Origin of the sequence: Chryseobacterium taiwanense, from assembly GCF_000813825.1 — a bacterium.
In the GTDB taxonomy this organism is placed as follows: domain Bacteria; phylum Bacteroidota; class Bacteroidia; order Flavobacteriales; family Weeksellaceae; genus Chryseobacterium; species Chryseobacterium taiwanense.
The window spans coordinates 45728-66890 of sequence record NZ_JWTA01000009.1 but is presented as its reverse complement, the minus strand read 5'-3'; the positions used below and the strand labels follow the sequence as shown (position 1 = coordinate 66890).

The 21163-nt window shown below is 33.6% G+C and carries 23 protein-coding genes and 1 riboswitch; of the genes, 21 read left to right on the top strand and 2 right to left on the bottom strand.

Annotation, left to right across the window (positions count from 1 at the left end; all coding sequences use genetic code 11):
* Window positions 1-14 precede the first annotated feature (14 nt).
* Window positions 15-887 carry a hypothetical protein gene (locus RM51_RS12045; protein WP_039369690.1) on the top strand — a complete coding sequence of 291 codons (873 nt, stop codon included), beginning with the start codon at window positions 15-17 and terminating at the stop codon, window positions 885-887.
* Window positions 888-948: 61 nt separating this feature from the next.
* On the opposite strand, the gene RM51_RS12040 is transcribed toward RM51_RS12045, so the two are convergent.
* On the bottom strand, window positions 949-3051 hold the full coding sequence (locus tag RM51_RS12040; protein WP_039369687.1) for a hypothetical protein: 2103 nt from the start codon (window positions 3049-3051) through the stop codon (window positions 949-951).
* A gap of 283 nt (window positions 3052-3334) precedes the next feature.
* Here RM51_RS12040 and RM51_RS12035 point away from each other — a divergent pair, with 283 nt between their 5' ends.
* The 20 genes from RM51_RS12035 (at window position 3335) to RM51_RS11940 (ending at window position 20734) form a co-directional block, all read left to right on the top strand.
* Entirely contained in the window at window positions 3335-3613 is a 279-nt protein-coding gene (locus RM51_RS12035) for a co-chaperone GroES (RefSeq protein ID WP_039369684.1), read from the top strand.
* A 96-nt stretch (window positions 3614-3709) separates the two neighbouring features.
* Entirely contained in the window at window positions 3710-5335 is a 1626-nt protein-coding gene (gene groL, locus RM51_RS12030) for a chaperonin GroEL (protein ID WP_039369681.1), read from the top strand.
* A gap of 157 nt (window positions 5336-5492) precedes the next feature.
* Window positions 5493-5774 (top strand): hypothetical protein, encoded by a 282-nt coding sequence (locus RM51_RS12025; protein WP_039369679.1) that lies wholly within the window; start codon window positions 5493-5495, stop codon window positions 5772-5774.
* 181 nt (window positions 5775-5955) lie between these two features.
* A complete protein-coding gene (locus RM51_RS12020) occupies window positions 5956-7392 on the top strand; it encodes an ApeA N-terminal domain 1-containing protein (RefSeq protein ID WP_039369676.1) in 1437 nt (478 codons plus the stop codon).
* Window positions 7393-7487: 95 nt separating this feature from the next.
* Window positions 7488-8660 carry a T9SS C-terminal target domain-containing protein gene (locus tag RM51_RS12015; RefSeq protein ID WP_039369673.1) on the top strand — a complete coding sequence of 391 codons (1173 nt, stop codon included), beginning with the start codon at window positions 7488-7490 and terminating at the stop codon, window positions 8658-8660.
* 20 nt (window positions 8661-8680) lie between these two features.
* Entirely contained in the window at window positions 8681-9043 is a 363-nt protein-coding gene (locus tag RM51_RS12010) for a hypothetical protein (RefSeq protein ID WP_039369670.1), read from the top strand.
* A 138-nt stretch (window positions 9044-9181) separates the two neighbouring features.
* Window positions 9182-9607, top strand: coding sequence for an NAD(+)--rifampin ADP-ribosyltransferase (arr, locus tag RM51_RS12005; RefSeq protein WP_039369667.1), 426 nt, complete (start codon window positions 9182-9184; stop codon window positions 9605-9607).
* Window positions 9608-9664: 57 nt separating this feature from the next.
* Complete coding sequence (locus RM51_RS12000; RefSeq protein WP_039369664.1) at window positions 9665-10123, top strand: hypothetical protein; 459 nt, start codon at window positions 9665-9667, stop codon at window positions 10121-10123.
* 36 nt (window positions 10124-10159) lie between these two features.
* A complete protein-coding gene (locus tag RM51_RS11995) occupies window positions 10160-10819 on the top strand; it encodes a DUF2461 domain-containing protein (protein ID WP_084111108.1) in 660 nt (219 codons plus the stop codon).
* Between the two features lie 102 nt (window positions 10820-10921).
* Window positions 10922-11440, top strand: coding sequence for a DinB family protein (locus RM51_RS11990; protein WP_039369658.1), 519 nt, complete (start codon window positions 10922-10924; stop codon window positions 11438-11440).
* A gap of 98 nt (window positions 11441-11538) precedes the next feature.
* On the top strand, window positions 11539-11964 hold the full coding sequence (locus RM51_RS11985; protein ID WP_039369656.1) for a DUF1801 domain-containing protein: 426 nt from the start codon (window positions 11539-11541) through the stop codon (window positions 11962-11964).
* A gap of 295 nt (window positions 11965-12259) precedes the next feature.
* Complete coding sequence (locus tag RM51_RS19410; protein WP_131667076.1) at window positions 12260-12526, top strand: hypothetical protein; 267 nt, start codon at window positions 12260-12262, stop codon at window positions 12524-12526.
* A gap of 71 nt (window positions 12527-12597) precedes the next feature.
* Window positions 12598-14655: a M48 family metallopeptidase gene (locus RM51_RS11975; RefSeq protein ID WP_039369650.1), complete on the top strand. Its 2058-nt coding sequence runs from the start codon at window positions 12598-12600 to the stop codon at window positions 14653-14655.
* A 59-nt stretch (window positions 14656-14714) separates the two neighbouring features.
* Complete coding sequence (locus RM51_RS11970; protein ID WP_039369647.1) at window positions 14715-15068, top strand: DUF2200 domain-containing protein; 354 nt, start codon at window positions 14715-14717, stop codon at window positions 15066-15068.
* 25 nt (window positions 15069-15093) lie between these two features.
* Entirely contained in the window at window positions 15094-15534 is a 441-nt protein-coding gene (locus tag RM51_RS11965; RefSeq protein ID WP_039369645.1) for a DUF1801 domain-containing protein, read from the top strand.
* A 138-nt stretch (window positions 15535-15672) separates the two neighbouring features.
* Window positions 15673-15798, top strand: a riboswitch (FMN riboswitch).
* A 92-nt stretch (window positions 15799-15890) separates the two neighbouring features.
* Window positions 15891-16541 carry a 3,4-dihydroxy-2-butanone-4-phosphate synthase gene (gene ribB / locus RM51_RS11960; RefSeq protein ID WP_039369643.1) on the top strand — a complete coding sequence of 217 codons (651 nt, stop codon included), beginning with the start codon at window positions 15891-15893 and terminating at the stop codon, window positions 16539-16541.
* A gap of 147 nt (window positions 16542-16688) precedes the next feature.
* Window positions 16689-17687: a T9SS type A sorting domain-containing protein gene (locus RM51_RS11955; RefSeq protein ID WP_039369641.1), complete on the top strand. Its 999-nt coding sequence runs from the start codon at window positions 16689-16691 to the stop codon at window positions 17685-17687.
* A 138-nt stretch (window positions 17688-17825) separates the two neighbouring features.
* Window positions 17826-18578 (top strand): DUF3575 domain-containing protein, encoded by a 753-nt coding sequence (locus RM51_RS11950; RefSeq protein WP_039369762.1) that lies wholly within the window; start codon window positions 17826-17828, stop codon window positions 18576-18578.
* Window positions 18579-18678: 100 nt separating this feature from the next.
* Window positions 18679-19413: a hypothetical protein gene (locus RM51_RS11945; RefSeq protein WP_039369639.1), complete on the top strand. Its 735-nt coding sequence runs from the start codon at window positions 18679-18681 to the stop codon at window positions 19411-19413.
* Between the two features lie 28 nt (window positions 19414-19441).
* Window positions 19442-20734 (top strand): MFS transporter, encoded by a 1293-nt coding sequence (locus tag RM51_RS11940; protein WP_039369637.1) that lies wholly within the window; start codon window positions 19442-19444, stop codon window positions 20732-20734.
* Window positions 20735-20796: 62 nt separating this feature from the next.
* On the opposite strand, the gene RM51_RS11935 is transcribed toward RM51_RS11940, so the two are convergent.
* A complete protein-coding gene (locus tag RM51_RS11935; protein ID WP_039369635.1) occupies window positions 20797-21009 on the bottom strand; it encodes a hypothetical protein in 213 nt (70 codons plus the stop codon).
* Between the last annotated feature and the right edge of the window lie 154 nt (window positions 21010-21163).

The window sequence follows — 21163 nt, the reverse complement described above, 5'->3', positions numbered from 1 at the left end:
ATCTTATAACATTAATGAAAAATTTACTCGTATTTCTTTTTATCATTACATCTTGTTTATTCTTTGGACAATCCGATGTATATTTTGGAAAAAAACCACTGGTAGGAGCCGAAATTATCTTAGAAAATGGCGACATCAAAACCGGTTTTTTACAAGATTTCAAAATTGCAAGATATTTGAATTCTGATTTGCAATCTATAACCAGCATTGAGAAAAGATTAGATTACGATACCAAAGAATTCAAATTCAAAGAAAATGTTAATTCGCCAATTCAGAAGATCAATATTGAAGATGTAAAGAGAATTGTCATTTTAAATACAGACGGTTCTGAAAGACTTGTTTATGACAAAATGAAACTAAAAACAATCAATTCAAAACATGAAGTGGTTGATTTAAATAAAACTGTTATTCTTCCTTTAGAGCAGGAAGGAAAGCTTAATCTATACGGTATTACTTTGATGTTATACAGCACAATCTCTACTCAATTCGGAACTTCAATAAAAGGAGGCTATGGAACTACCCTATTTATTCCTTATCTTAAACATTCAGACAGTGAATACGCTTACCTTCCGTTTGACATTAACCGTATGAATCTTTTTAATCTGGGAAAGCTTGAAGGAAAATTCAAAATAGCCTTACAAGAAGCAACAAAACCCTGCCCGGAATTTCAGGCAAATATAGATGAAACGATGAAGGTCTTTGAAAAGCCTATGAAAAAGGAAATGAAGCAAATGTATTACGATAAAGAAGAAAAAAAGAAACAGATTCGAAAAGCTACAAAAGATAAAGCTGAAGAAGAGTTTTTACAAATGAAAGTCGATGCTGAATACGGAATGGAACCTTATCTAAAACTGGTAAACGACTACAATCAAAAATGTACTAAATAATATAATAAGAACGTCCCTATTTACGGGACGTTCTTCTTTTATAAAAGTTATGTTATGGGTATTAGTCTTTTAAACAGAATGCCTGGTTAGTGTACACTGGTGACGCCATAGAGGCACTATCTACAATCGTTTTCTGTTCCATTACCAGAGTAATGTTTCCACAGTTTTTATCTAAAGCCGTAGTTACTTTAAAATCACCATTTACGACATTGACGGTTCTTACTAGACTATTAGCCTCGCCAATTCCAATTACCTGCGGAACACCTTCAAATTTCAGTTCGGTGAATTTTCCGCCATTTACCGCTAAATTAAATTTATAGATAAAATTATCTGTTGCCGAGAATTTTCCTAGAATGACATCTCCTTTTTTGAAATGTACACATTCTCCTTCATCATTAATTCTCATGGAAACGTATGGCAACGTATTATCCATTTGGATAACCTGAGAATCTGTAGAACCATCTTCATGTTCAATAATCACATTCAGTTTATTATTAGTTCCTGGACTGAACAGGCCTAATTTACTTTTCGTGTTCAGTTGATAAGATTGATACGTGTAATAATTGGCTGCATCTGGAGTAATGGTCGTTTGTACAATATTGAATGAAGAATCATAACCTGTTACAACCAAAGGTTCATTCACGTAGGACGAAGCTCCGGAATCCATATTCACAACTTTAATTCTGTACTTCATTCCTGCGTAAGGTGCTGAAACCCCATAAATGCTGATTTTACCCATAAATCGGCTTCCTACTATGACAGGATTTTGATTATCATCAAATTTTGCATTATTCAAAGTTAAGCCTAAAGCACCATCGATAAAGTCTGCTGAAACACCACCAATTACTAGAATCTTAGGAGAGCTTCCTATCCAGTTTTTAGGAGCAAGCTGAATGTAAGATTCTTTTGCATTTCCCCAATATGGAGTATCGAGCCCGGTTGGCTCCACATTCCAGGACAATACCGCTCTTACTTTCAACACTCTTGGTGTACCGCAAGGAAGTTTGAATTTAGAAAAATCATACGGCAGAATAGCAGAATAAGAAAGCCCTGAATGCCCCGGAATATCATGCAGATTTACGATTGAAGTTCCTACTTTCACCCATTGGCAATTGGTAGATTCATCTTGTATCCAAAAAGTTACATATTCCTTACTTCCTGCTGAACAAAGATTTCCACCATATCCGTAATTCTTTTTAGCAGTGAATGTTGCAACCAAAGCTTCATGATGATAATCTAAAGCCACACATCCCAGCTCTTCATAAGACACATTGCCTTTGGAAGCAATAAGATTTGCCAATGCACTTGAAAAATCTAGTTTGTTTTCTTCAAAAACCTTAGCTGCGTTGATGGCTGCATTATTATCTTTTATATTAATTGCTTCTGCAAGAAAATTAAACCCTGATCTTTGAGGCTCTACATTCGCTTTTACTTTTTTGTAATCGGCAATCAGCTCCGAAAATGCAACTTTATTGGCAGTCAGCTGTTTTTTAGCATCAGCAAGTTGTTTTTCAGCAACAGGGTTATTAAGAATAATATTATTCAGGGAAAGGTTCGGGTTTAAAATAGATGTTTCAAGAATATGTCCAAAATTAGGAAGTATCACCTGCAATTTCAAGGGTTTTATCTGTATTTGTGCTTCTTTTACATTTCCCCAAACATACCCCGGCTGCATCAAATTAGGATCATTTGCCGGCGGAATTGAATTCCAGCTCAACACAGCTTTTACTTTTGGCAATAATGGTTTTGAACAAAGTTGGTGCGAAGTGTTCAATTTCATTCGTACTGCAAATTCAATGGGTTTTTCCAAATTTTTATCACAGTCAAAAGTATCCGCAATATCATGAACATTCACTCCTACATATCCTTGGTCTTTGTAACCACCGCCAAAATCTACATAAAACCTCACATATTCATGAGAACCTGCATTACAAAGATTCCCATTGTAACCGGAAGATCTTTTGATTTTGATGATTGCAGTAAGTTCTTCTGAATTTGGATTGTATCCTATGCATCCTAACTCTTCATAAGACACATTAAAATTTTTCTCAAAAAAGGCTAAAGGAGTTGTTAATTTCAAATTTCCTTTCGCTGCTATATTCGCCATAAACAGATGAGATTCATTTCTGGCTACTAACAATTGTTTTTCATTTAAATCAGGCATAATTTTAGTTTTTTTATATTTCCCCTACTCTTTTTAGCATTTCGGGTTATGCTGTTTCATCGATAATCTGTTATCGTTTAACAATGTAAAATTACATCACAACAATTATGTTAAGCATAGTAAATACACCCTATTTTATTCGTGAAAAAACCATTTTTTTCTTCCGTATTTTTCTGCCAAAATTTCACATCAAAAAAAAAACTCTGCCATTTCAGCCATCTCAACCCTATGGCACACATTTAGAGAATTTCAACACAGAAATAATTAAAAATATAAATATATTATGTCAGTAAACTTTAAACCATTAGCAGATAGAGTTTTAGTAGAGCCAATCGCTGCAGAAACTAAGACAGCTTCAGGTATTATTATTCCGGACACAGCAAAAGAAAAACCACAGGAAGGTACTGTAGTAGCAGTAGGTCCAGGTAAAAAAGACGAGCCAACAACTGTGAAAGTAGGTGACAAAGTTCTTTATGGAAAATATTCAGGTTCTGAATTGAAATTGGAAGGGAAAGATTATTTAATCGTTAAAGAAGGAGATCTTTTAGGAATCATCGGTTAATTCGTAAAAAGTAAAATGTATTCATGTAAAATGACTTCATGAATATAAACATTCATTAATACATTGTACAAAGTACATTAATACAATCAAAAAATTATGGCAAAAGAAATAAAATTCGATATTGAATCAAGAGACGCTTTAAAAAGAGGTGTTGATGCATTGGCTAATGCAGTAAAAGTAACGTTGGGACCAAAAGGGAGAAACGTAGTAATCGAAAAATCTTTCGGTGCACCTCACGTAACTAAAGACGGTGTTTCTGTAGCAAAAGAAATCGAACTTGAAGACAGAGTAGAAAACATGGGAGCGCAAATGGTAAAAGAAGTTGCTTCCAAAACTAATGATATCGCAGGAGACGGTACTACTACCGCTACTGTTTTGGCGCAGGCTATCGTAAGAGAAGGTCTTAAGAACGTAGCTGCAGGTGCAAACCCAATGGATTTGAAAAGAGGGATCGACAAAGCGGTAACTGCTGTTGTTGAAAACTTAAAATCTCAATCTAAAACTGTTGGAGATTCTACAGAAATGGTGAAGCAAGTTGCTTCAGTTTCTGCTAACAACGACGAAACAATCGGTGCTTTGATCGCTGAAGCTTTCGGAAAAGTTGGTAAAGAAGGTGTTATCACGGTAGAAGAAGCTAAAGGTATCGATACTACAGTAGACGTTGTAGAAGGGATGCAGTTTGACAGAGGTTACCAGTCACCATATTTTGTGACAAACCCTGAGAAAATGTTAGCTGAACTAGAAAATCCATATATCCTTTTAGTTGAGAAAAAAATCTCTTCTATGAAAGAATTGCTTCCAGTTCTTGAACCAATCGCTCAAGGTGGTAAATCTTTATTAATTATCTCTGAAGAAGTTGAAGGTGAAGCTTTGGCAACTTTGGTAGTAAACAAATTGAGAGGTTCTCTTAAAATTGCTGCTGTAAAAGCTCCGGGATTCGGAGACAGAAGAAAAGCAATGTTGGAAGATATCGCAATCCTTACAGGAGGAACAGTGATTTCTGAAGAGCAAGGGTTCACAATGGAAAACATTACTATGGATATGTTGGGAACTGCTGAGAAAGTATCTATCGATAAAGACAACACAACGGTTGTAAACGGTGGTGGCGAAGAAAGCAAAATCAAAGGTAGAGTTGCTCAGATCAAAGCTCAGATGGAAACTTCTACTTCTGATTACGATAAAGAAAAATTGCAGGAGAGATTGGCTAAATTAGCCGGAGGTGTTGCAGTTCTTTACGTAGGTGCTGCTTCTGAAGTTGAAATGAAGGAGAAAAAAGACAGAGTAGATGATGCACTTCACGCTACAAGAGCAGCTGTTGAAGAAGGTATCGTTGCAGGTGGTGGTGTTGCTTTGGTAAGATCTATCGCTTCTCTTGAAAACCTTTCCGGATCAAACGCTGACGAAAATACGGGTATCAAAATCGTGAAAAGAGCGATCGAAGAGCCATTGAGACAAATCGTTGCTAACGCAGGTGGTGAAGGTTCTGTAATCGTTGCTAAAGTTGCAGAAGGAACTGCAGATTTCGGTTACAACGCTAAAACTGACGAGTATGTAAACATGCTTGAAGCAGGTATCATCGACCCAACAAAAGTAACAAGAGTTGCTCTTGAAAACGCAGCTTCTGTTTCTGGAATGCTTCTTACAACTGAATGTGTAATCACTGAAGTGAAGAGCGCTGAACCAGCTATGCCAATGGGTGGTGGAATGCCAGGAATGATGTAACGGTCAGCGACCGAGGCAAATTAATATACTAATACTAACCGCTCTACTTTTGTAGAGCGGTTTTTTATTTAGATACGGTTTCCCGTAAGGTACTTCTTTCACATTTTTTTAATTTAGTAAATCACTTTTAACATAAAAATCTAACAAAACAATTATTATGAGTGGAAAAATCAGAAATGGAAGTTCTTCTATGGGAACTGTCTTATTTAACTGGGATCGTAAAAATTTAAGACAAGGAAGCTCTTCAATGGGGACTGTTGTTGTAAATTTTGATGGGAAAAATATAAGAAGTGGAAGTTCATCTATGGGAACAACATTATATAATATTGATGGAAAAAATATAAGACAAGGGAGCTCTTCAATGGGCAGTGTTATCTTTAATATTGATGGTAGTATCCCTCTACCATTATGTGCTTTAATTGCTACAGGAATTATTTAAAAGTTATCACTAAAAATAGCTAAAGTGAAGAGCGCTGAACCAGTTATGCCAATGGGTGGTGGAATGCCAGGAATGATTTAACAGCCAGCCGCTGAGACAATTTAATATATAAACCGTTCTGCTTTTGTGGGGCGGTTTTTATTTAAAATTAGGAAACAATTTATTAAAAAAACTACATACTATGACAAAGAATTTTGAACTTAAGGGAGAATGGTTTTTACCATCAAATAAAACAAAGAGAATTAGCGGAAGCCTTATTTATGATATTGATAAAGGAATTACTTTAAAATTACATGGCAATTTTAATGACTTCCCAAACCTTAGTGATAAATCAGATAATCAATATGACATAATCCTCGGTTTAACTAGTAAAAGTGAAGAAATTACTTTATACAACATTTTTTTATCCTTTAGTGAAGGTATAAGATTAGTTCAAAATCAAGAAGTAGGAACACCTTCAAGTGAATACATTGTTAATTATATCTTTCGAGGAGCACACTTTAATACTCAAGAAGATATTAAATTTGATCAGTTAGTTACCGAAATCAGTGATTTGGAAGAATGGGTAGGTATAAGTGGGTTCATAAAAGATTTTGATTTTATTAAAAAAATCGAAATGCAAAAAAATCATGAATTTAAATTAGATTATAAACTTCCTTCAACTATTAATTTCCCTTTATCAGAAAATCTGGATGGACAATTTAATTTTGTTATGATCCCATCTTCCGAAGCAATTCATTATCAAAAACAATTTTTAATAACACAAAGAACTGAATTAATTTTGAAATATAAAGAAGAAAAGAATATTGAGGACATACTTAACGATTTATTTATATTTCAAAGTTTTTTAATTTTAGGTTTATATGAAAAAAGTCATCCTAAAAGTATCACTTTTTATAATGAAAAAAATAAAAAAAATTATGGTAATGATAATATTGTAAAAAGAGAAGTCAAACTTTATTTTCATATTTCTGATCAAAAAATTGAAAAACAAAAAACATTTAGAGATATGTTATTTTCGTATGGAAATATTGAAGATAAATTTCCTGAACTAATACAAAATTGGTTTAAAAAATATAACAAACTTGAATCTTGTTTTAAGTTATTAATTGAGCAATTTTACAATGAAAAACGCTTTTCTGAAAATACTTTTTTGAATCTAGCACAAGCAGCTGAATCATTTCATGCACATACTAAAGATCGACCTAAAATGCCCAAAGAAGAGTATACAGAAATGAAAAATGAAATTTTATCTAAGGTTGATAGTAAATATCATACTTGGTTAAAAGATCAATTTAATTTTGGAAATCATTTAAATCTACAAACTCGTCTAGAAGAATTGTTAACCTTTTGCTCGTGTGATATGATTGATAAAATAATTGGAAATAAAAATGAGTTCATAAAAAATGTCAAAAATTCACGAAATTATTATACTCATTATTCTTTAAGCTTAAAAAAGAAGGCAATAAAAGGTAGTGAGTTATTTTATTTAACACAAAAATTAAAAATAATATTAGTATCAGCTTTTTTGATTGAATTAGGATTTGATAAAAATATACTTAATCAAATTCTTGAAGAGAAGGAACATCGTTTCTTTCATTTTCTCACAAAGTTGTAAATATATGAATTATAAATTTCCTACATAATAAACTCGAAATGAATAATTTCCAATCCATGACTTTTCCCTATCTTTAAAACCAAATCCCACCAACATTGAAAACAAAATTATTTTTCCTTTCAATTTTCGGCTTATTCTTCGCGAATGCACAAACCTTAAATTTTAAACATCTTTCGGATATGTCCGTGCGCAGAGGAGCTATAAGCAGCGTTATTGTAGACGATAATATTTATGTAAGCAATGGGTATAAAGACACTGATGGCAATGCCAACTTTATTGAGAAATACAGTATAAAAGATAACCGCTGGAGTGTGATCAACTCTACCCTGCTTCCTAAAAGATTCGCCAATTCGGAGACCTATGATAATAAAATTTATATTTTTAACGGCTGGGGAAACAGCCATCTTGAAATTGTAGATCTTGCAACTCATAAAGTAACGAAGGGAGCTGTTAATCATTCCTATACAGGAAATGCAGGTTCTGCCATTCATAATGGAAAAATATATACATTCGGAGGAAGCGGACTAAACAATGCCGCCACCACAGTATTTTCTAACAGATTCCAATACTATGATATCGCTTCAGATACATGGCATCCATTACCGGATATGCCCAAAGCCAGAGAAACAAAAGGCAAAATTGTGAATGATAAGCTTTATGTTATTGGAGGTTTTAACGGTACCTCATCCCGTCTGATCGATGTTTACGATCTCAACAAAAATCTTTGGACTGAGCAATATACTATGCCTTCCGGGATATCCGGTCATTCATTAGCGGTATCCGGTAATAAGATTTTTATTGCAGGCGGTTATAATAATCAGACTTTTTTAGCCTATTTTGATACAGAAACTAATAAACTGCATCAATTATCTTCCAACATGATCCCGCGAAGACATGCTGCTGCGGAAATTTATAACAATAAATTATACATCATAGGTGGAAGTACAACCTCTTCAACCAAATCAGCCATTAAAAGCATTCAAGTTGCGGATATCAGCGAAGAAGTACTTTCCGCTAAAGAAACCAATGAAGATGTGCTTAAATCAAAAGTTTATACCAATGCACAGAGAGACGGTTTTAGCATCAGTAATAAAAATAACAGCAACCAGTTTGAATACACTGTCTATACATTGGATGGAAAAGAAGCCGGAAAAGGTTTTGCGTATTACAATAAAAATATAGATTTATCAAAAGTACCCCGCGGAACGTATATTTTTACGTATAAAAATGAAAAAGGGGTTTTGCAGAAAGTTAGGGTGATTAGATAAGAATATTAATAAAAACAATCATGAAAAGAATTTTATCAACAATTACAATTTTACTTTTTTTGGTAAGCACCAAATTATCTTCGCAAATCGTTAAGAATATGAACACCGATTTGGAAGAATTTATTAAAACCGAATCAAAAGAAGGCGGAAAATTCTACTTTAAAAATATAGTAGAAAAATATGATGGAGCTTTCGTAGCTTTCGATAAAGTTTTATACAACAAAAAAGATTTTACAATTTTGATGTGGGGAGCTGCAGTAAATCAAACTGGAATAAAAGATTTTGAAAAAGCTCAATTATTATGGGAAGAAATCAATCACCGAAAATTAACAGAACCTGAATTAAAAGCTCTAAAAAAAGGTGTTGAAACAAAACTACAATAATAAAGATCACACTTTACTGTTTCGATTGCCTCACTTATGCTCACAAACATAACACCGCTCAATTCCCATAGCGGTTTTTTCATTTCAAAACAAATACCTAAGTTTACAGGTTCTTCCAATTTCAAAAACACTCTTACAATGGAAAACGAAAAAGAGGAAAAAATTCTGGATAACGGTCCATTTTATCATGGTACAAAAGCCGATTTACAGGTTGGTGATTTGCTCAATGCAGGATTTGAATCGAATTACTATCCTGAAATTATCATGAATCATATCTACTTTACAGCTTTACAAAACGGAGCAGGATTAGCTGCAGCGTTGGCAGGAGGAAATAATAGAGAACGTATTTATATTATAGAACCGACAGGAGAATTTGAAAATGACCCTAATGTAACCGATAAAAAATTTCCGGGGAACCCTACCCGCTCCTACCGAAGTACAAAGCCTTTAAGAATTGTCGGAGAAATAACAGACTGGATCAGGTTAACCGATGAAGAGCTCCAAAACTGGCGGGAAAGAATTGCAAAGCTCAGGGAAAATCCGAACGCTGAAATTATTAATTAGCATTAAAAATCATAATAACATACAAAACTTGATGTTTAAAATAAACAATCCAATTCTATGATTCGCTTTCTTATTTTAACAATTACGGCTCTATTTGTTATTAACTGTAAAGACAATTCAGGAACCACGAAATATACTGTTGGTCAGGAATGGAATTACAAAACCCGTAAAGGAGAAGAAAATTCTACTCTTAAAATTTTGAAGATTGAAGAGTATCCTGAAACAGGGAAAGTAATCCATATCTCAGTGAACAGATTAAGGATGAAGAACCCTGCCAGTCCCGAAGGATTTTCACAAACATTAAGTCACATACCGATCTCTGAGGAAGCATTGAACAAAAGTATCACCAAAGTACAAAACGAGACAAAAAAAATGCCCGACTCCACCGAAATGGATGGATATTCTTATTGGAAAAAAGAGTTTGACAATGGAAATGCAGGAGTATTTAGCATACCTGTTTCTGAGATTGTGAAGGGAATGGAGAGATCTATTGTTTCAGGAAACTATACTAAGTAAAACATACTCTAACTTTATTAAAAATTCATATTACAGATGAAAAAGACCTTTGAATTCCTTAAACAGTTAGAAAAAAATAATAATCGTGAATGGTTTGCTCAGCATAAAGCCGAATATGATTCGGTGGTAAAAGAAAACAAAATCTTTTTCAATCAGATTTATACTGAGCTTCAAGAGTATGATAATGTAAAAGGAATTCATATTTTCAGAATTTACAGAGATGTTCGTTTTTCCAAAGACCAAACTCCATACAAAACTAATTTTGGAGTTGGATATTCTCGCTCAAAACCGATGCTGAGAGGAGGATATTATATACAACTGGAACCCAGCAACAGCTTTGTAGGAGGTGGATTCTGGGCACCCGATGCCAAAGATCTGCTTCGTATCCGTAAAGAATTTGAAATCAATACCGCAGAAATTGAGAAGATCACTTCAGACAAGACATTTGTAAAATATTTTGAAGAAATTAAAGGTGATTCCGTAAAAACCGCTCCAAGAGGATTTGATAAGGATCATCCCTCCATAGACCTAATCAGAAAAAAACAATATATAGTGATGAGAAAATTTACGGATAAGGAAGTGCAGTCTGATGGTTTTCAGAAAGAAGCTGTTCTCACTTTATTAGCCATGCGTCCTTTTTTTGATTATATGAGCGAAGTACTTACTACGGATCTAAACGGTGAAACTTTATTTTAAAATATAAAGAAAACTGTTTTTAAGAATTTTCTACTTTGTATAAATCTGTTACTATTTTATTTATTTTTATAGCACACTAAATCATCAAAAAAATTTAATATCATGAATCTCAAAACCCTACTCACCCATACCGTCCAGTATAACAACTGGGTGGTTAACAAGTATCTCGACTGGCTTTCTGCCAAATCAGACGAACAGCTTAATCAGGAAGTGATTTCAAGTTTTCCGACGATACTGAAAACACTGCATCACATCTGGCAATCTCAGGAATATTGGTGGAGCCAAATTTCAGAAACTCATGATTTCGATTTTGAAGGCACTTCAGCAACCATCGATAGAAAAGGAATTTTCAACGGTATCCGAGACAATTCTCAAAAACTGATGGAGTATGTTGAAAGCTTATCAGAAGAAGATCTTGCCAAAAATGTAAAAATCGATTCTCAGTGGTTTCAATGTGATTTCTCAAAATATGAATACATTCAACATATCGTTTTACATGGAACGTATCACAGAGGACAAATTGTAACGATGGGAAGAAACGTAGGAATTACCGATGCTCCAATGACAGATTACAACTTCTGGAATATTTATAAAGATGCAAATGTTGTAAATAGTAATTAATTCACTACCCATTAAAAATGTAATAAACCTTTCTATTTCAAGAAGGGTTTTATTATATTCGGAAAAAATTATTACCGAAAACACTAACAATATTTCATATGACTGTTCAAGATCAAATTCAAGAATATATAGCCAGCCAATCTGCACCTAAAAGCAGCGATATGCAGGAACTGCACAATATCATTCTCAAACTCATGCCGGAATGTAAACTTTGGTTTTTAGATGGTAAAAATGAAGAAGGTAAAATTGTTTCCAATCCAAATATTGGCTATGGAGTTTATTCAATACAATACAAAGATGGAACTTCAAAAGAATTTTATCAGATCGGTCTCAGTGCAAATACAACCGGAATTTCTGTTTATATCATGGGAATTGAAGATAAAAAATTTTTACCCCAAACCTATGGAGAAAAAATAGGGAAAGCGAATGTGACTGGATATTGTATTAAGTTTAAAAAGCTTACAGACATTCATATCCAAACACTTGAAGCAGCAATAAAAGATGGAATTAATAGATCAGCATAAACAAACCATGAAAAACAAATTTTTAAATTTTATCCTTAAATATAAATACTATCTAATCTTCATTATTTTCTTTGCATTCATCTCCTTTATATTCAATCCGAAGCAGAAAGAACATTATTTAGCAAAAGACATTCAGACTTTCAAAGAGGGGGATTACCTTACAATAGCTATAATTGGCAGTGGAATATTGATGTGCCTAATGCTAACAATAGCCTTTTTGAAAAAATTTAAAATCAATCAAATTTTAAATTCAATAGTTTTCATTTCTTTTATTTGTTTTTCTATCTTTTTTTTAATGGAAAACACTGCTGTAAGTTTTTGTTTATTTATAAACAGATTAAGCACAAAGAAAGAAATCTTCGAGACTTATGAAACATTTCAGATAACCGATAAAAAATATTTTACAGCCGGAAATATCCGTCGCCCGAACAACTTTATTAATGAAGTCGATTATTATAAATATTTCGGGGTGAAAGACGCTTCAAAATTAAAACCCGGAGATACCATCACCTTACATTTTAAACAAGGACTCCTTAATATTAATTACTTTAATCTAAAATAACCTCATCCAATTTAAAGGGATTTTCTTGCCTCATTAAACCGTTGTACGTATTATTGTAAAAAATTATTTCCATGTACATTGAAGTTTCTCAGGATTTCAAGAAGAAAACTAACGCAGCCATATTTTCTATTGCAATTTTCATCTTCGTTTATATCCTTCTATTTTTGTTTACAATAGCCTTAGCACTTGGATGCATTGCCGGTGGAATAGCAATCATTGCAGCAAAACCAATGTTTCTTACCCTTATGTTAGGAGCAGGTTTGGCTGGAACCGGACTTTTCGTATTCTTTTTTATCATTAAATTTTTATTTAAAAAACACATCAACGACAGGAGCGATCTTACTGAAATCAGAAGAAGTGACGAACCCGAACTCTTCAAAATGATTGACGAAATCGTAAATGAAGCAGGAACTAATGCTCCAAAAAAAGTTTATCTTTCCTATGATGTGAATGCAAGTGTTTTTTATGATTCAAGTTTCTGGAGTATGTTCTTACCTATTCAGAAAAACCTGACCATCGGAATGGGACTGATCAATACTACGACAAAACAGGAACTGAAAGCCATTCTTTCCCATGAATTCGGACATTTTTCCCAACGTTCTATGAAGGTCGGAAGTTACGTATATAATGTAAATCAAATTATTTTCAATCTGGTAAACGACGATGAATCTTACCGTAATTCTGTAGAAAAGTTTGCCAATATCAGTGGTTATTTTTCCATATTTGCGGCATTGGCATTTTTCTTTACCGGAAAAATTAAATGGGTCTTGGTGAAAATGTACAATTTTGTCAATATCCGTCATATGGCTCTTTCCAGAGAAATGGAATTTCATGCTGATGAAGTCGCTGCAAATATTGCAGGTTCCATTGCGTTAGAAGAATCCCTTTTAAGACTGGAGCTTGCCAGTAATTCTTATCAAAATGTTTTAAGCTTTTATGATAACCGATTTTCTAAAAACGAATCGAGTAAAAATATCTACCGTGAACAGTTTTTTGTCATGAATTTTCTTGCCGAACAAAGTGAAGTGGAATCTAAAAACGGACTTCCCAATATTCAACTTTCGGAATCAGGTTTATTTAATAAATCAAAACTCAATATTGAAAATCAGTGGGCTTCCCACCCTTCTCATGAAGATAGAATTGCAAGATTGAGAACTCTCAATATCATAAAAGAACAAGACAATTATCCTGCAAAAAGCATTTTCAAAGATTTTCTAGAAACCGAAGAAAAGATTACGGCTAAACTATTTTCACAGGTAAAATATGGAAAGCAAAAAATCGACCTTGATCTTAATGAATTCCAATCCGAATTTGAAAAACAATACCAAAAAGATTCATTTGACAAAATTTTCAACGCCTACTACGACAACAAAAACCCTGACTTTACAGTAAAAGAATCTGGGTTTGAAAAAGAAACTTCTTTTGATGAACTTTTCAGTAAAGAAAAAGTAGAATGGGTATATACTTTAATTGCCCTTGAAAGTGATCGCAATACTGTGGAAGCCATCGCAAAAAAAGAATATAGCATCAAAACCTTTGATTATGATGGCAAAAAATACAAACAAGGAGAAGCAAAAATATTGGTTCCTAAAATTCAGGAAGCCATTAACGAAATCAAAGAGAAAATCCACCAAAATGATTCTGACATTTACAATTATTTCGTAAAAGCATCCGAAATACAAAATGAAAAACAGAATTTTATACAGCTTTATAAAAACTTCGGAGAATACGACACAGAGTATGACGAAAAATATAAACTATACATAGAATTGATGAATGCCACAGCATTTATGAATACAAAAACGCCATTTGATCAGATCAGAAAAAACTTCAATACCCTGAAACCTTTAGAGGAAAAACTAAAATATCAGCTTACTATTTTTCATCAGAATGAATTTCTTACCAAAGATTTGAATGAACAAGATATAAAAGATTTGAAGTTCTACACTGAGAAAGATCATCTTTATTTTAACAATAATGAATATATGGAACATAATATTCAGCTTCTGATCAAGGCTATCAATCATCTTCCCTATTTTCTTCATAGAAAATATTTCCACAAGAAAAAGGAACTTTTAAATCTGATGAAAGAACTGGAAGAACAAAACTCTCTTGCAAAGATCTCTTAAGAATTATCGCTCTGAAAAATCAGAGCGTTTTTTTATCTTTATCTATTAAATTTTCACCAATGAAAAACAACGAAAGAGTCTATAAAATGTCCTTTGCTGGAGTTTATCCACACTATATTGAAAAGGCAGAAAAGAAAGGGCGAACCAAAGAAGAAGTTCATGAAATTATTTTCTGGCTAACAGGTTATGATGAAAAAAGCTTTCAGGAAATTCTGGAGAACAAAACCGATTTCAGAACATTCTTTGAAGAAGCCCCTCAAATTAATCCTAATTCATCTTTAATAACAGGAGTCATCTGTGGCTATCGCGTGGAAGAAATTGAAGAAGAGCTTATGAGAAACATCCGTTATCTCGATAAACTGATCGATGAATTGGCAAAAGGAAAAACAATGGAAAAAATCTTGAGAAAATAATTTCAATGATATAAAGTAAATTATCATGGCGAAAGCAAACAAAACCAACGAAACAACCGTCAATGTAATTGATTTTATTAATTCATACGTTGAAAAAGATGAGAAGAAATCGGACAGCTTCCAATTAATTAAACTCATGAGTAGCTGGTCTGGGTTTGAACCTAAAATGTGGGGACCAACAATCATCGGATTTGGCAGTTATCATTACAAATATGCAAGTGGGCATGAAGGTGATGCACCTATCATTGGTTTTTCACCTCGCAAAGCAGAATTCTCCTTATATGTTTATTCGCCAACTGAAGAAAGTAAACCTTTATTAGATCATCTAGGAAAATTTAAGATGGGTAAAGCCTGCATTTATATCAAAAGACTATCTGACATTAATATTGACATCTTAGAAAAACTCTGTAAAATGACGATTACACATATAAATGAACATCATGAATGTGCATGCAGAGAAAAATAACAGAATTTTACTATTGATAAATTTTATATTCATCTCTTCTTCATTCCAAAAAACTTCCCGAAATTAGCAGTCTGTGCGTTAAACAAAAAATTAATGAATTAAAAAATTTAAACAAGACATACAGTAAAACTTAGTATAAGTTTTCTTCGGGGCAGGGTGAAATTCCCTACCGGCGGTTACAGTCCGCGACTCCTTTCTTTTGAGAGGACTGATTTGGTGAAATTCCAAAACCGACAGTTAGAGTCTGGATGGGAGAAGAAAATGGAACAATCAGTGAGGCTATTTCGATGGACTCATTGTATTGTATTTCATTTCCATGTACCGAAGTGTATTTTAACTTTTAAAAGTAAAATAACATGGAAAAATTATTAGAAAAATTCGGAGCTAGTCCGAAAGAACGTGTAGAAAAAGCACTTCTTACCTTACAACAAGGCAAAGGAATCCTTTTAGTAGATGATGAAAACCGTGAAAACGAAGGCGATATCATCTTCCCTGCCTCTACCATCACAGAAAAAGACATGGCACTTTTGATCCGCGAATGTAGCGGAATCGTCTGCTTATGCATTTCTGAAGAGAAAAGTAAACACCTGAATCTTCGTCCGATGGTCGAAACCAACAATTCTAAAAATCAAACCGCATTTACCATTTCTATCGAAGCTAAAGAAGGCGTAGAATCCGGAGTTTCAGCAAAAGATAGAGTGACAACTATTAAAACAGCCATTGCAGAAAATGCCTTAGCAGAGCATATTGCCAGTCCGGGACATGTGTTTCCTTTAATCGCCAGAAAAAATGGAGTCTTTGAAAGACGCGGTCATACAGAAGGAAGTGTAGACTTGGTTCAACTTGCCAATCTTGGTAATGATGCCGTACTTTGTGAATTGACCAACGAGGACGGAACGATGGCAAGACTTCCTGAAATTGTAGATTTCGCAGAGAAAAGAGAAATGACTGTGGTAACGATTGAAGATATTTATCATTATCGTAAAATGATTGTCAGCCAGAATTAAAAAATAGAAGCTTTAGCGCACAGAAAGAGCCGTTCAATTGTTTTGGACGGCTTTATTTTATGACTTATCATAAATTTTACAATTATGATTAAAGAAAATACATTTTCAAATCTCAGTTTTTAATTATATTTAACAAAATTTCTAATTATGAAAAGAACTCTACTTTTTATGCTTGCGTTTTCAGGATTGTGTTCAGCGCAAACTACCATTACCAAAGCATTTAACGATCCTCTTGTTGGTGACATTGTGAATAACTTTGTAGTTAACGGAACGGTTGATAATTCCGCAACAGGAGCCAATACGACCTTCAACAACGCATCTTTGACACAAGGAGCAGCTTCACAGGTTACTTACATCGCTCCTACCTCATCTGAGATTACAACGTACCCGGGTTCTACCATTAAAATGATTGATACAGGGAATTCTGTTTTATATAAAGCTACCGCAACTCAATTAGAAATTACAGGAGTGATCACTTCTGCGGCTACTTTAAATTTTGCAGCCGATAACGGAACATTTATTACCTATCCTGCAAGTTTCGGATACTCAAATTCGGATACCGCAAAAGGTACTTTCACTTCAACAACAGCTTCCGGATTATTTAAAGGAACAATTGTTACTACAGCAGATGCTTCGGGAACGCTGATTGTGGGACCGAAAACATATAATAATGTTTTAAGAATAAAATCTGTACAGAATTTTAATTTATATCAATCTACAGATACCAATTACCTTTTCCCAATCGGAAGTGTGATAAATACAGCCTATACTTATTTTGACAGCACGCATAAATTTCCGTTACTAAGTTCTACCAGCGGAACTCTTAGCGTACCGTTACTTAGCATCAATCAGTCTACAAGCGGAGCACAAGTTCTAAACGAAGTCTTTTTAGCAGTAAATGATACTGTATCTAAAAAACAAAACTTTAAAATCTATCCTAATCCGGCGCAGGATTTTATTGAATTTTCAGGAGATTCAAGAAATTATTCAACTGCGAGAATATACAGCTTAGATGGGAAATTGGTAAAAACATCTGATATTCAATCTGGAAAAATTCAAATTTCTGAATTACCATCTGCAGCTTATTTCATTGAAGTTTCAGGTAAAGATGTTCCAACAGAAACAACGAAACTGATCAAAAAGTAAAAACCTCATCCAACAAAAAATATTTTTCAGAAATTCCCTTTCTGGAAGCTTATCATAATGGGTAAAATCAGATACCTGTTAAAAATTTGCCCGTTTTTTGCATTCCCTTTTATTACAACCATCTTAAAATATACAATCATGAAAAAATATCTCATCATCCTTCTTTGTTTTATTTTTTCGGGAATAAAAGCACAAGAAGAATCAGGAGCTGTATCTTCAGAAAAGATGAATATCGTCAAAACGAATGTTACAGCCTATGCGTTCAGAAACATTAATCTTTCTTATGAAAGAGCTTTTAACAATTGGTTTTCAGTCAATATGGGATTTGGAACGATGCCTGAAGGAAAAGTTCCATTTATCAATTCATTTTTAAATGACGAAGACGAAAAAAGATTTCAGAATCTTGAAGTAAAAGCCTTTAATTTCACCATAGAACCCCGTTTCTATATCGGACACGGATATGGGAAAGGATTTTATTTTGCCCCTTATTACCGCTATTCAAAAGTAACTTCCAACACTTTTGACTTTTATTATGATTACAGATTTAGCGGGAACACCTTACAAATTCCGCTAAAAGGTTTCGGAAACACGAATGGAAACAGCGGTGGTTTAATGGTCGGTGTACAATTTTTTCTTACAAAAAATCAGAACCTAGTGTTAGATTTCTGGATTGCAGGAGCACATTACGGAGCCGGAAAAGGAGACTTCACCATGACGAGCGATGTTGTTTTGACTCCCGATATGCAGGCTCAGCTGAAAAAAGAAATAGAAGATCTTGACATTCCTTATGTAAAATACACCGTGGAAACAGACGCCAACGGAGCCAGAATAAAAGTAGATGGTCCATGGATTGGTTTTAGAAGTGGATTGTCTTTAGGATTTAGATTTTAGAAAAATTTTATTTGAATATTTTTTGAAACCGTTCTTTAAAAAGAACGGTTATTTTTATGATAGTATTGGAATACTTATTTTTGACGCGTAAGATAATTTAATGTCAAAAAAAACTAAAAATAGGAAATCCAAATCCTTTTTCTCAGATTTAATAACACATAAACTTTCATGGCTTGAATTTGTTGCTATCGGTTTTTGTTTATGGTTTTTGTTTTATCCTCACCCTTATGAAATTCTTCTCGGGATATTATTGCTTATCCCTCTTTTAGGAATAGTAATCAATGGAATTGAGAAACCTAGCTTAGTTTCTTTAGTTGAAATAACAAAAGATGAAAGTGGATATAAAAAATATGACGTTCTTGATTTCATCGATATTACAGCATGGGTAATTTTAATTAGAGTTTTATTAGATTATGAATTTGAAAGTTTTTACAGTATGATAATTCCAGGAACAATAGCGTTCATTATTGTTCTCATTATTTTATTTTCTACTCATAAACTTATTGCTCAATCAACAAAAAATAAATGGTGGATTTACACTTCAATTATTTTTAATGTTTGTATTTATAGTTACGCAGGAACTTATGCTGCAAATTGTACTTTTGATAATTCCCAACCTCAAAAATACCTTGTAAAAGTTGTTGACAAAAGAATTGTAGAAGGTAGGCGTTCTGATAGTTATTATATAAAAATTACACCTTGGGGAAATCATAATGAAGAGGAAATAAGTGTTTCCAAAGATGAATATGATAGATTATATAATGACAGAGAAATAAATGTAGACTTAAAAAAAGGATTATTCAATATTTCTTGGTATCATGTTGACCTCCATTAAAATTATTTAAAATTTATATCTTTCCTCCATGAATTCATCACAAATCACCACCACACAAAGAATTAAAGCTATCGTAGGCGGATCGATAGGAAACTTGGTAGAATGGTACGATTGGTATGCCTATGCAGCATTTGCCATTTATTTTTCAAACTCATTTTTTCCGGATTCGGATCTTACGGCACAACTTTTAAATACCGCAGGAATTTTTGCAGTCGGTTTTCTGATGAGACCTGTCGGAGGCTGGCTTTTCGGAAGTATTGCAGATAGGGTTGGAAGAAAAAAAGCAATGACATTATCGGTTTTATTGATGTCTTTTGGTTCTTTATTAATTGCGTTGACTCCCACTTATAAAACAATCGGTGTTTTAGCTCCACTCCTATTATTGATCGCAAGATTATTACAAGGTCTGAGTGTCGGCGGAGAATACGGCGTTTCCGCAACCTACCTCAGCGAAATGGCAACTAATGACCGAAGAGGTTTTTATTCCAGCTTTCAGTACGTCACATTAATTGGCGGACAATTGATCGCACTGGGAATTCAATTGATTTTACAAAAATTATTACTTACAGAAGCTCAACTGGAAGATTGGGGATGGAGAATTCCTTTTGTGATCGGAGCTTTACTTTCTGTGATCGCTTTATATTTAAGATCAAACCTTCATGAAACCGAAGCGTTTGAAAACAAAAAAGACGTCGGTGAAAAGAAAAAGGGAACCATCAAAGAATTATTAAAGCATCCAAAAGCGTTATTAACCGTTGTAGGACTAACTTTAGGCGGAACGTTGGCTTTCTATACTTACACCACCTATATGCAGAAATTCTTGGTGAATACGGTACATCTCACAAAAGAAGAATCTACACTTATTTCTTTTATCTCCCTCTTTATCTTTGCCTGCTTACAACCTGTTTTTGGAGCTTTATCTGATAAAATTGGAAGAAGACCGCTATTATTAAGTTTCGGAATTTTAGGAACCGTTTTCACCTACCCTCTTCTGAATGCTTTAAGCCATACCACTTCAATGTGGGGTGCGTTTTTCTTAATTATGTCAGCGCTAATTATTGTAAGTGGCTACACCTCGATTAATGCCGTGGTGAAAGCGGAACTCTTTCCTTCCGAAGTGAGAGCCTTAGGAGTTGGACTGCCTTATGCTTTAACGGTCGCTATTTTTGGCGGAACAGCAGAATATATTGCACTTTGGTTCAAACAGGCCAATGTAGAACATTACTTTTACTGGTATATTACTATCTGTATCTTCTTCTCTTTTGTAGTCTACGCAAGAATGAAAGACACGAAAGAAACTTCTACTTTGGATAAAGATTAATTGTAATGAATAGATATAAAAAATTTGCGGCTCAGATTCTCTGAGCCGCAAATTTTTTATGTTTAATGATAAGCTTGTTTAAACTTTTCTAAAATATTGTCTAAATTATGCCTCTGTACATACACACTCTTCACATCTTCGTACCTCGGTGACTTATAAAAAACTTCATGGAAATCCATACTCCCGTTTCCTACTTTTACTACTTTCTGCACATCGATATTCAATTTTCTAAGTTCATCTTTAAAAACTTGAAATTCATCCTGTATATTCTTCATCTATATATATTTTGGTTTTAATTAAAAAATGATCAATTTAGTTCAAACACCCTGCCATTTTTGAGGGGGCCCGTTTAATTTTTCATTAAAGTTAATAAATTTATCCAAATAATCATAAGATTTTGTTAACAAATAACACAAATAAATGAAAAAT

Bases quoted from the DNA above. Each gene is read 5' to 3' on its own strand.
- RM51_RS12045 (WP_039369690.1), top strand. From the start codon at position 15: ATGAAAAATTTACTCGTATTTCTTTTTATCATTACATCTTGTTTATTC.
- RM51_RS12040 (WP_039369687.1), bottom strand. From the start codon at position 3,051: ATGCCTGATTTAAATGAAAAACAATTGTTAGTAGCCAGAAATGAATCT.
- RM51_RS12035 (WP_039369684.1), top strand. From the start codon at position 3,335: ATGTCAGTAAACTTTAAACCATTAGCAGATAGAGTTTTAGTAGAGCCA.
- groL (WP_039369681.1), top strand. From the start codon at position 3,710: ATGGCAAAAGAAATAAAATTCGATATTGAATCAAGAGACGCTTTAAAA.
- RM51_RS12025 (WP_039369679.1), top strand. From the start codon at position 5,493: ATGAGTGGAAAAATCAGAAATGGAAGTTCTTCTATGGGAACTGTCTTA.
- RM51_RS12020 (WP_039369676.1), top strand. From the start codon at position 5,956: ATGACAAAGAATTTTGAACTTAAGGGAGAATGGTTTTTACCATCAAAT.
- RM51_RS12010 (WP_039369670.1), top strand. From the start codon at position 8,681: ATGAAAAGAATTTTATCAACAATTACAATTTTACTTTTTTTGGTAAGC.
- arr (WP_039369667.1), top strand. From the start codon at position 9,182: ATGGAAAACGAAAAAGAGGAAAAAATTCTGGATAACGGTCCATTTTAT.
- RM51_RS12000 (WP_039369664.1), top strand. From the start codon at position 9,665: ATGATTCGCTTTCTTATTTTAACAATTACGGCTCTATTTGTTATTAAC.
- RM51_RS11995 (WP_084111108.1), top strand. From the start codon at position 10,160: ATGAAAAAGACCTTTGAATTCCTTAAACAGTTAGAAAAAAATAATAAT.
- RM51_RS11990 (WP_039369658.1), top strand. From the start codon at position 10,922: ATGAATCTCAAAACCCTACTCACCCATACCGTCCAGTATAACAACTGG.
- RM51_RS11985 (WP_039369656.1), top strand. From the start codon at position 11,539: ATGACTGTTCAAGATCAAATTCAAGAATATATAGCCAGCCAATCTGCA.
- RM51_RS19410 (WP_131667076.1), top strand. From the start codon at position 12,260: ATGGAAAACACTGCTGTAAGTTTTTGTTTATTTATAAACAGATTAAGC.
- RM51_RS11975 (WP_039369650.1), top strand. From the start codon at position 12,598: ATGTACATTGAAGTTTCTCAGGATTTCAAGAAGAAAACTAACGCAGCC.
- RM51_RS11970 (WP_039369647.1), top strand. From the start codon at position 14,715: ATGAAAAACAACGAAAGAGTCTATAAAATGTCCTTTGCTGGAGTTTAT.
- RM51_RS11965 (WP_039369645.1), top strand. From the start codon at position 15,094: ATGGCGAAAGCAAACAAAACCAACGAAACAACCGTCAATGTAATTGAT.
- ribB (WP_039369643.1), top strand. From the start codon at position 15,891: ATGGAAAAATTATTAGAAAAATTCGGAGCTAGTCCGAAAGAACGTGTA.
- RM51_RS11955 (WP_039369641.1), top strand. From the start codon at position 16,689: ATGAAAAGAACTCTACTTTTTATGCTTGCGTTTTCAGGATTGTGTTCA.
- RM51_RS11950 (WP_039369762.1), top strand. From the start codon at position 17,826: ATGAAAAAATATCTCATCATCCTTCTTTGTTTTATTTTTTCGGGAATA.
- RM51_RS11945 (WP_039369639.1), top strand. From the start codon at position 18,679: ATGTCAAAAAAAACTAAAAATAGGAAATCCAAATCCTTTTTCTCAGAT.
- RM51_RS11940 (WP_039369637.1), top strand. From the start codon at position 19,442: ATGAATTCATCACAAATCACCACCACACAAAGAATTAAAGCTATCGTA.
- RM51_RS11935 (WP_039369635.1), bottom strand. From the start codon at position 21,009: ATGAAGAATATACAGGATGAATTTCAAGTTTTTAAAGATGAACTTAGA.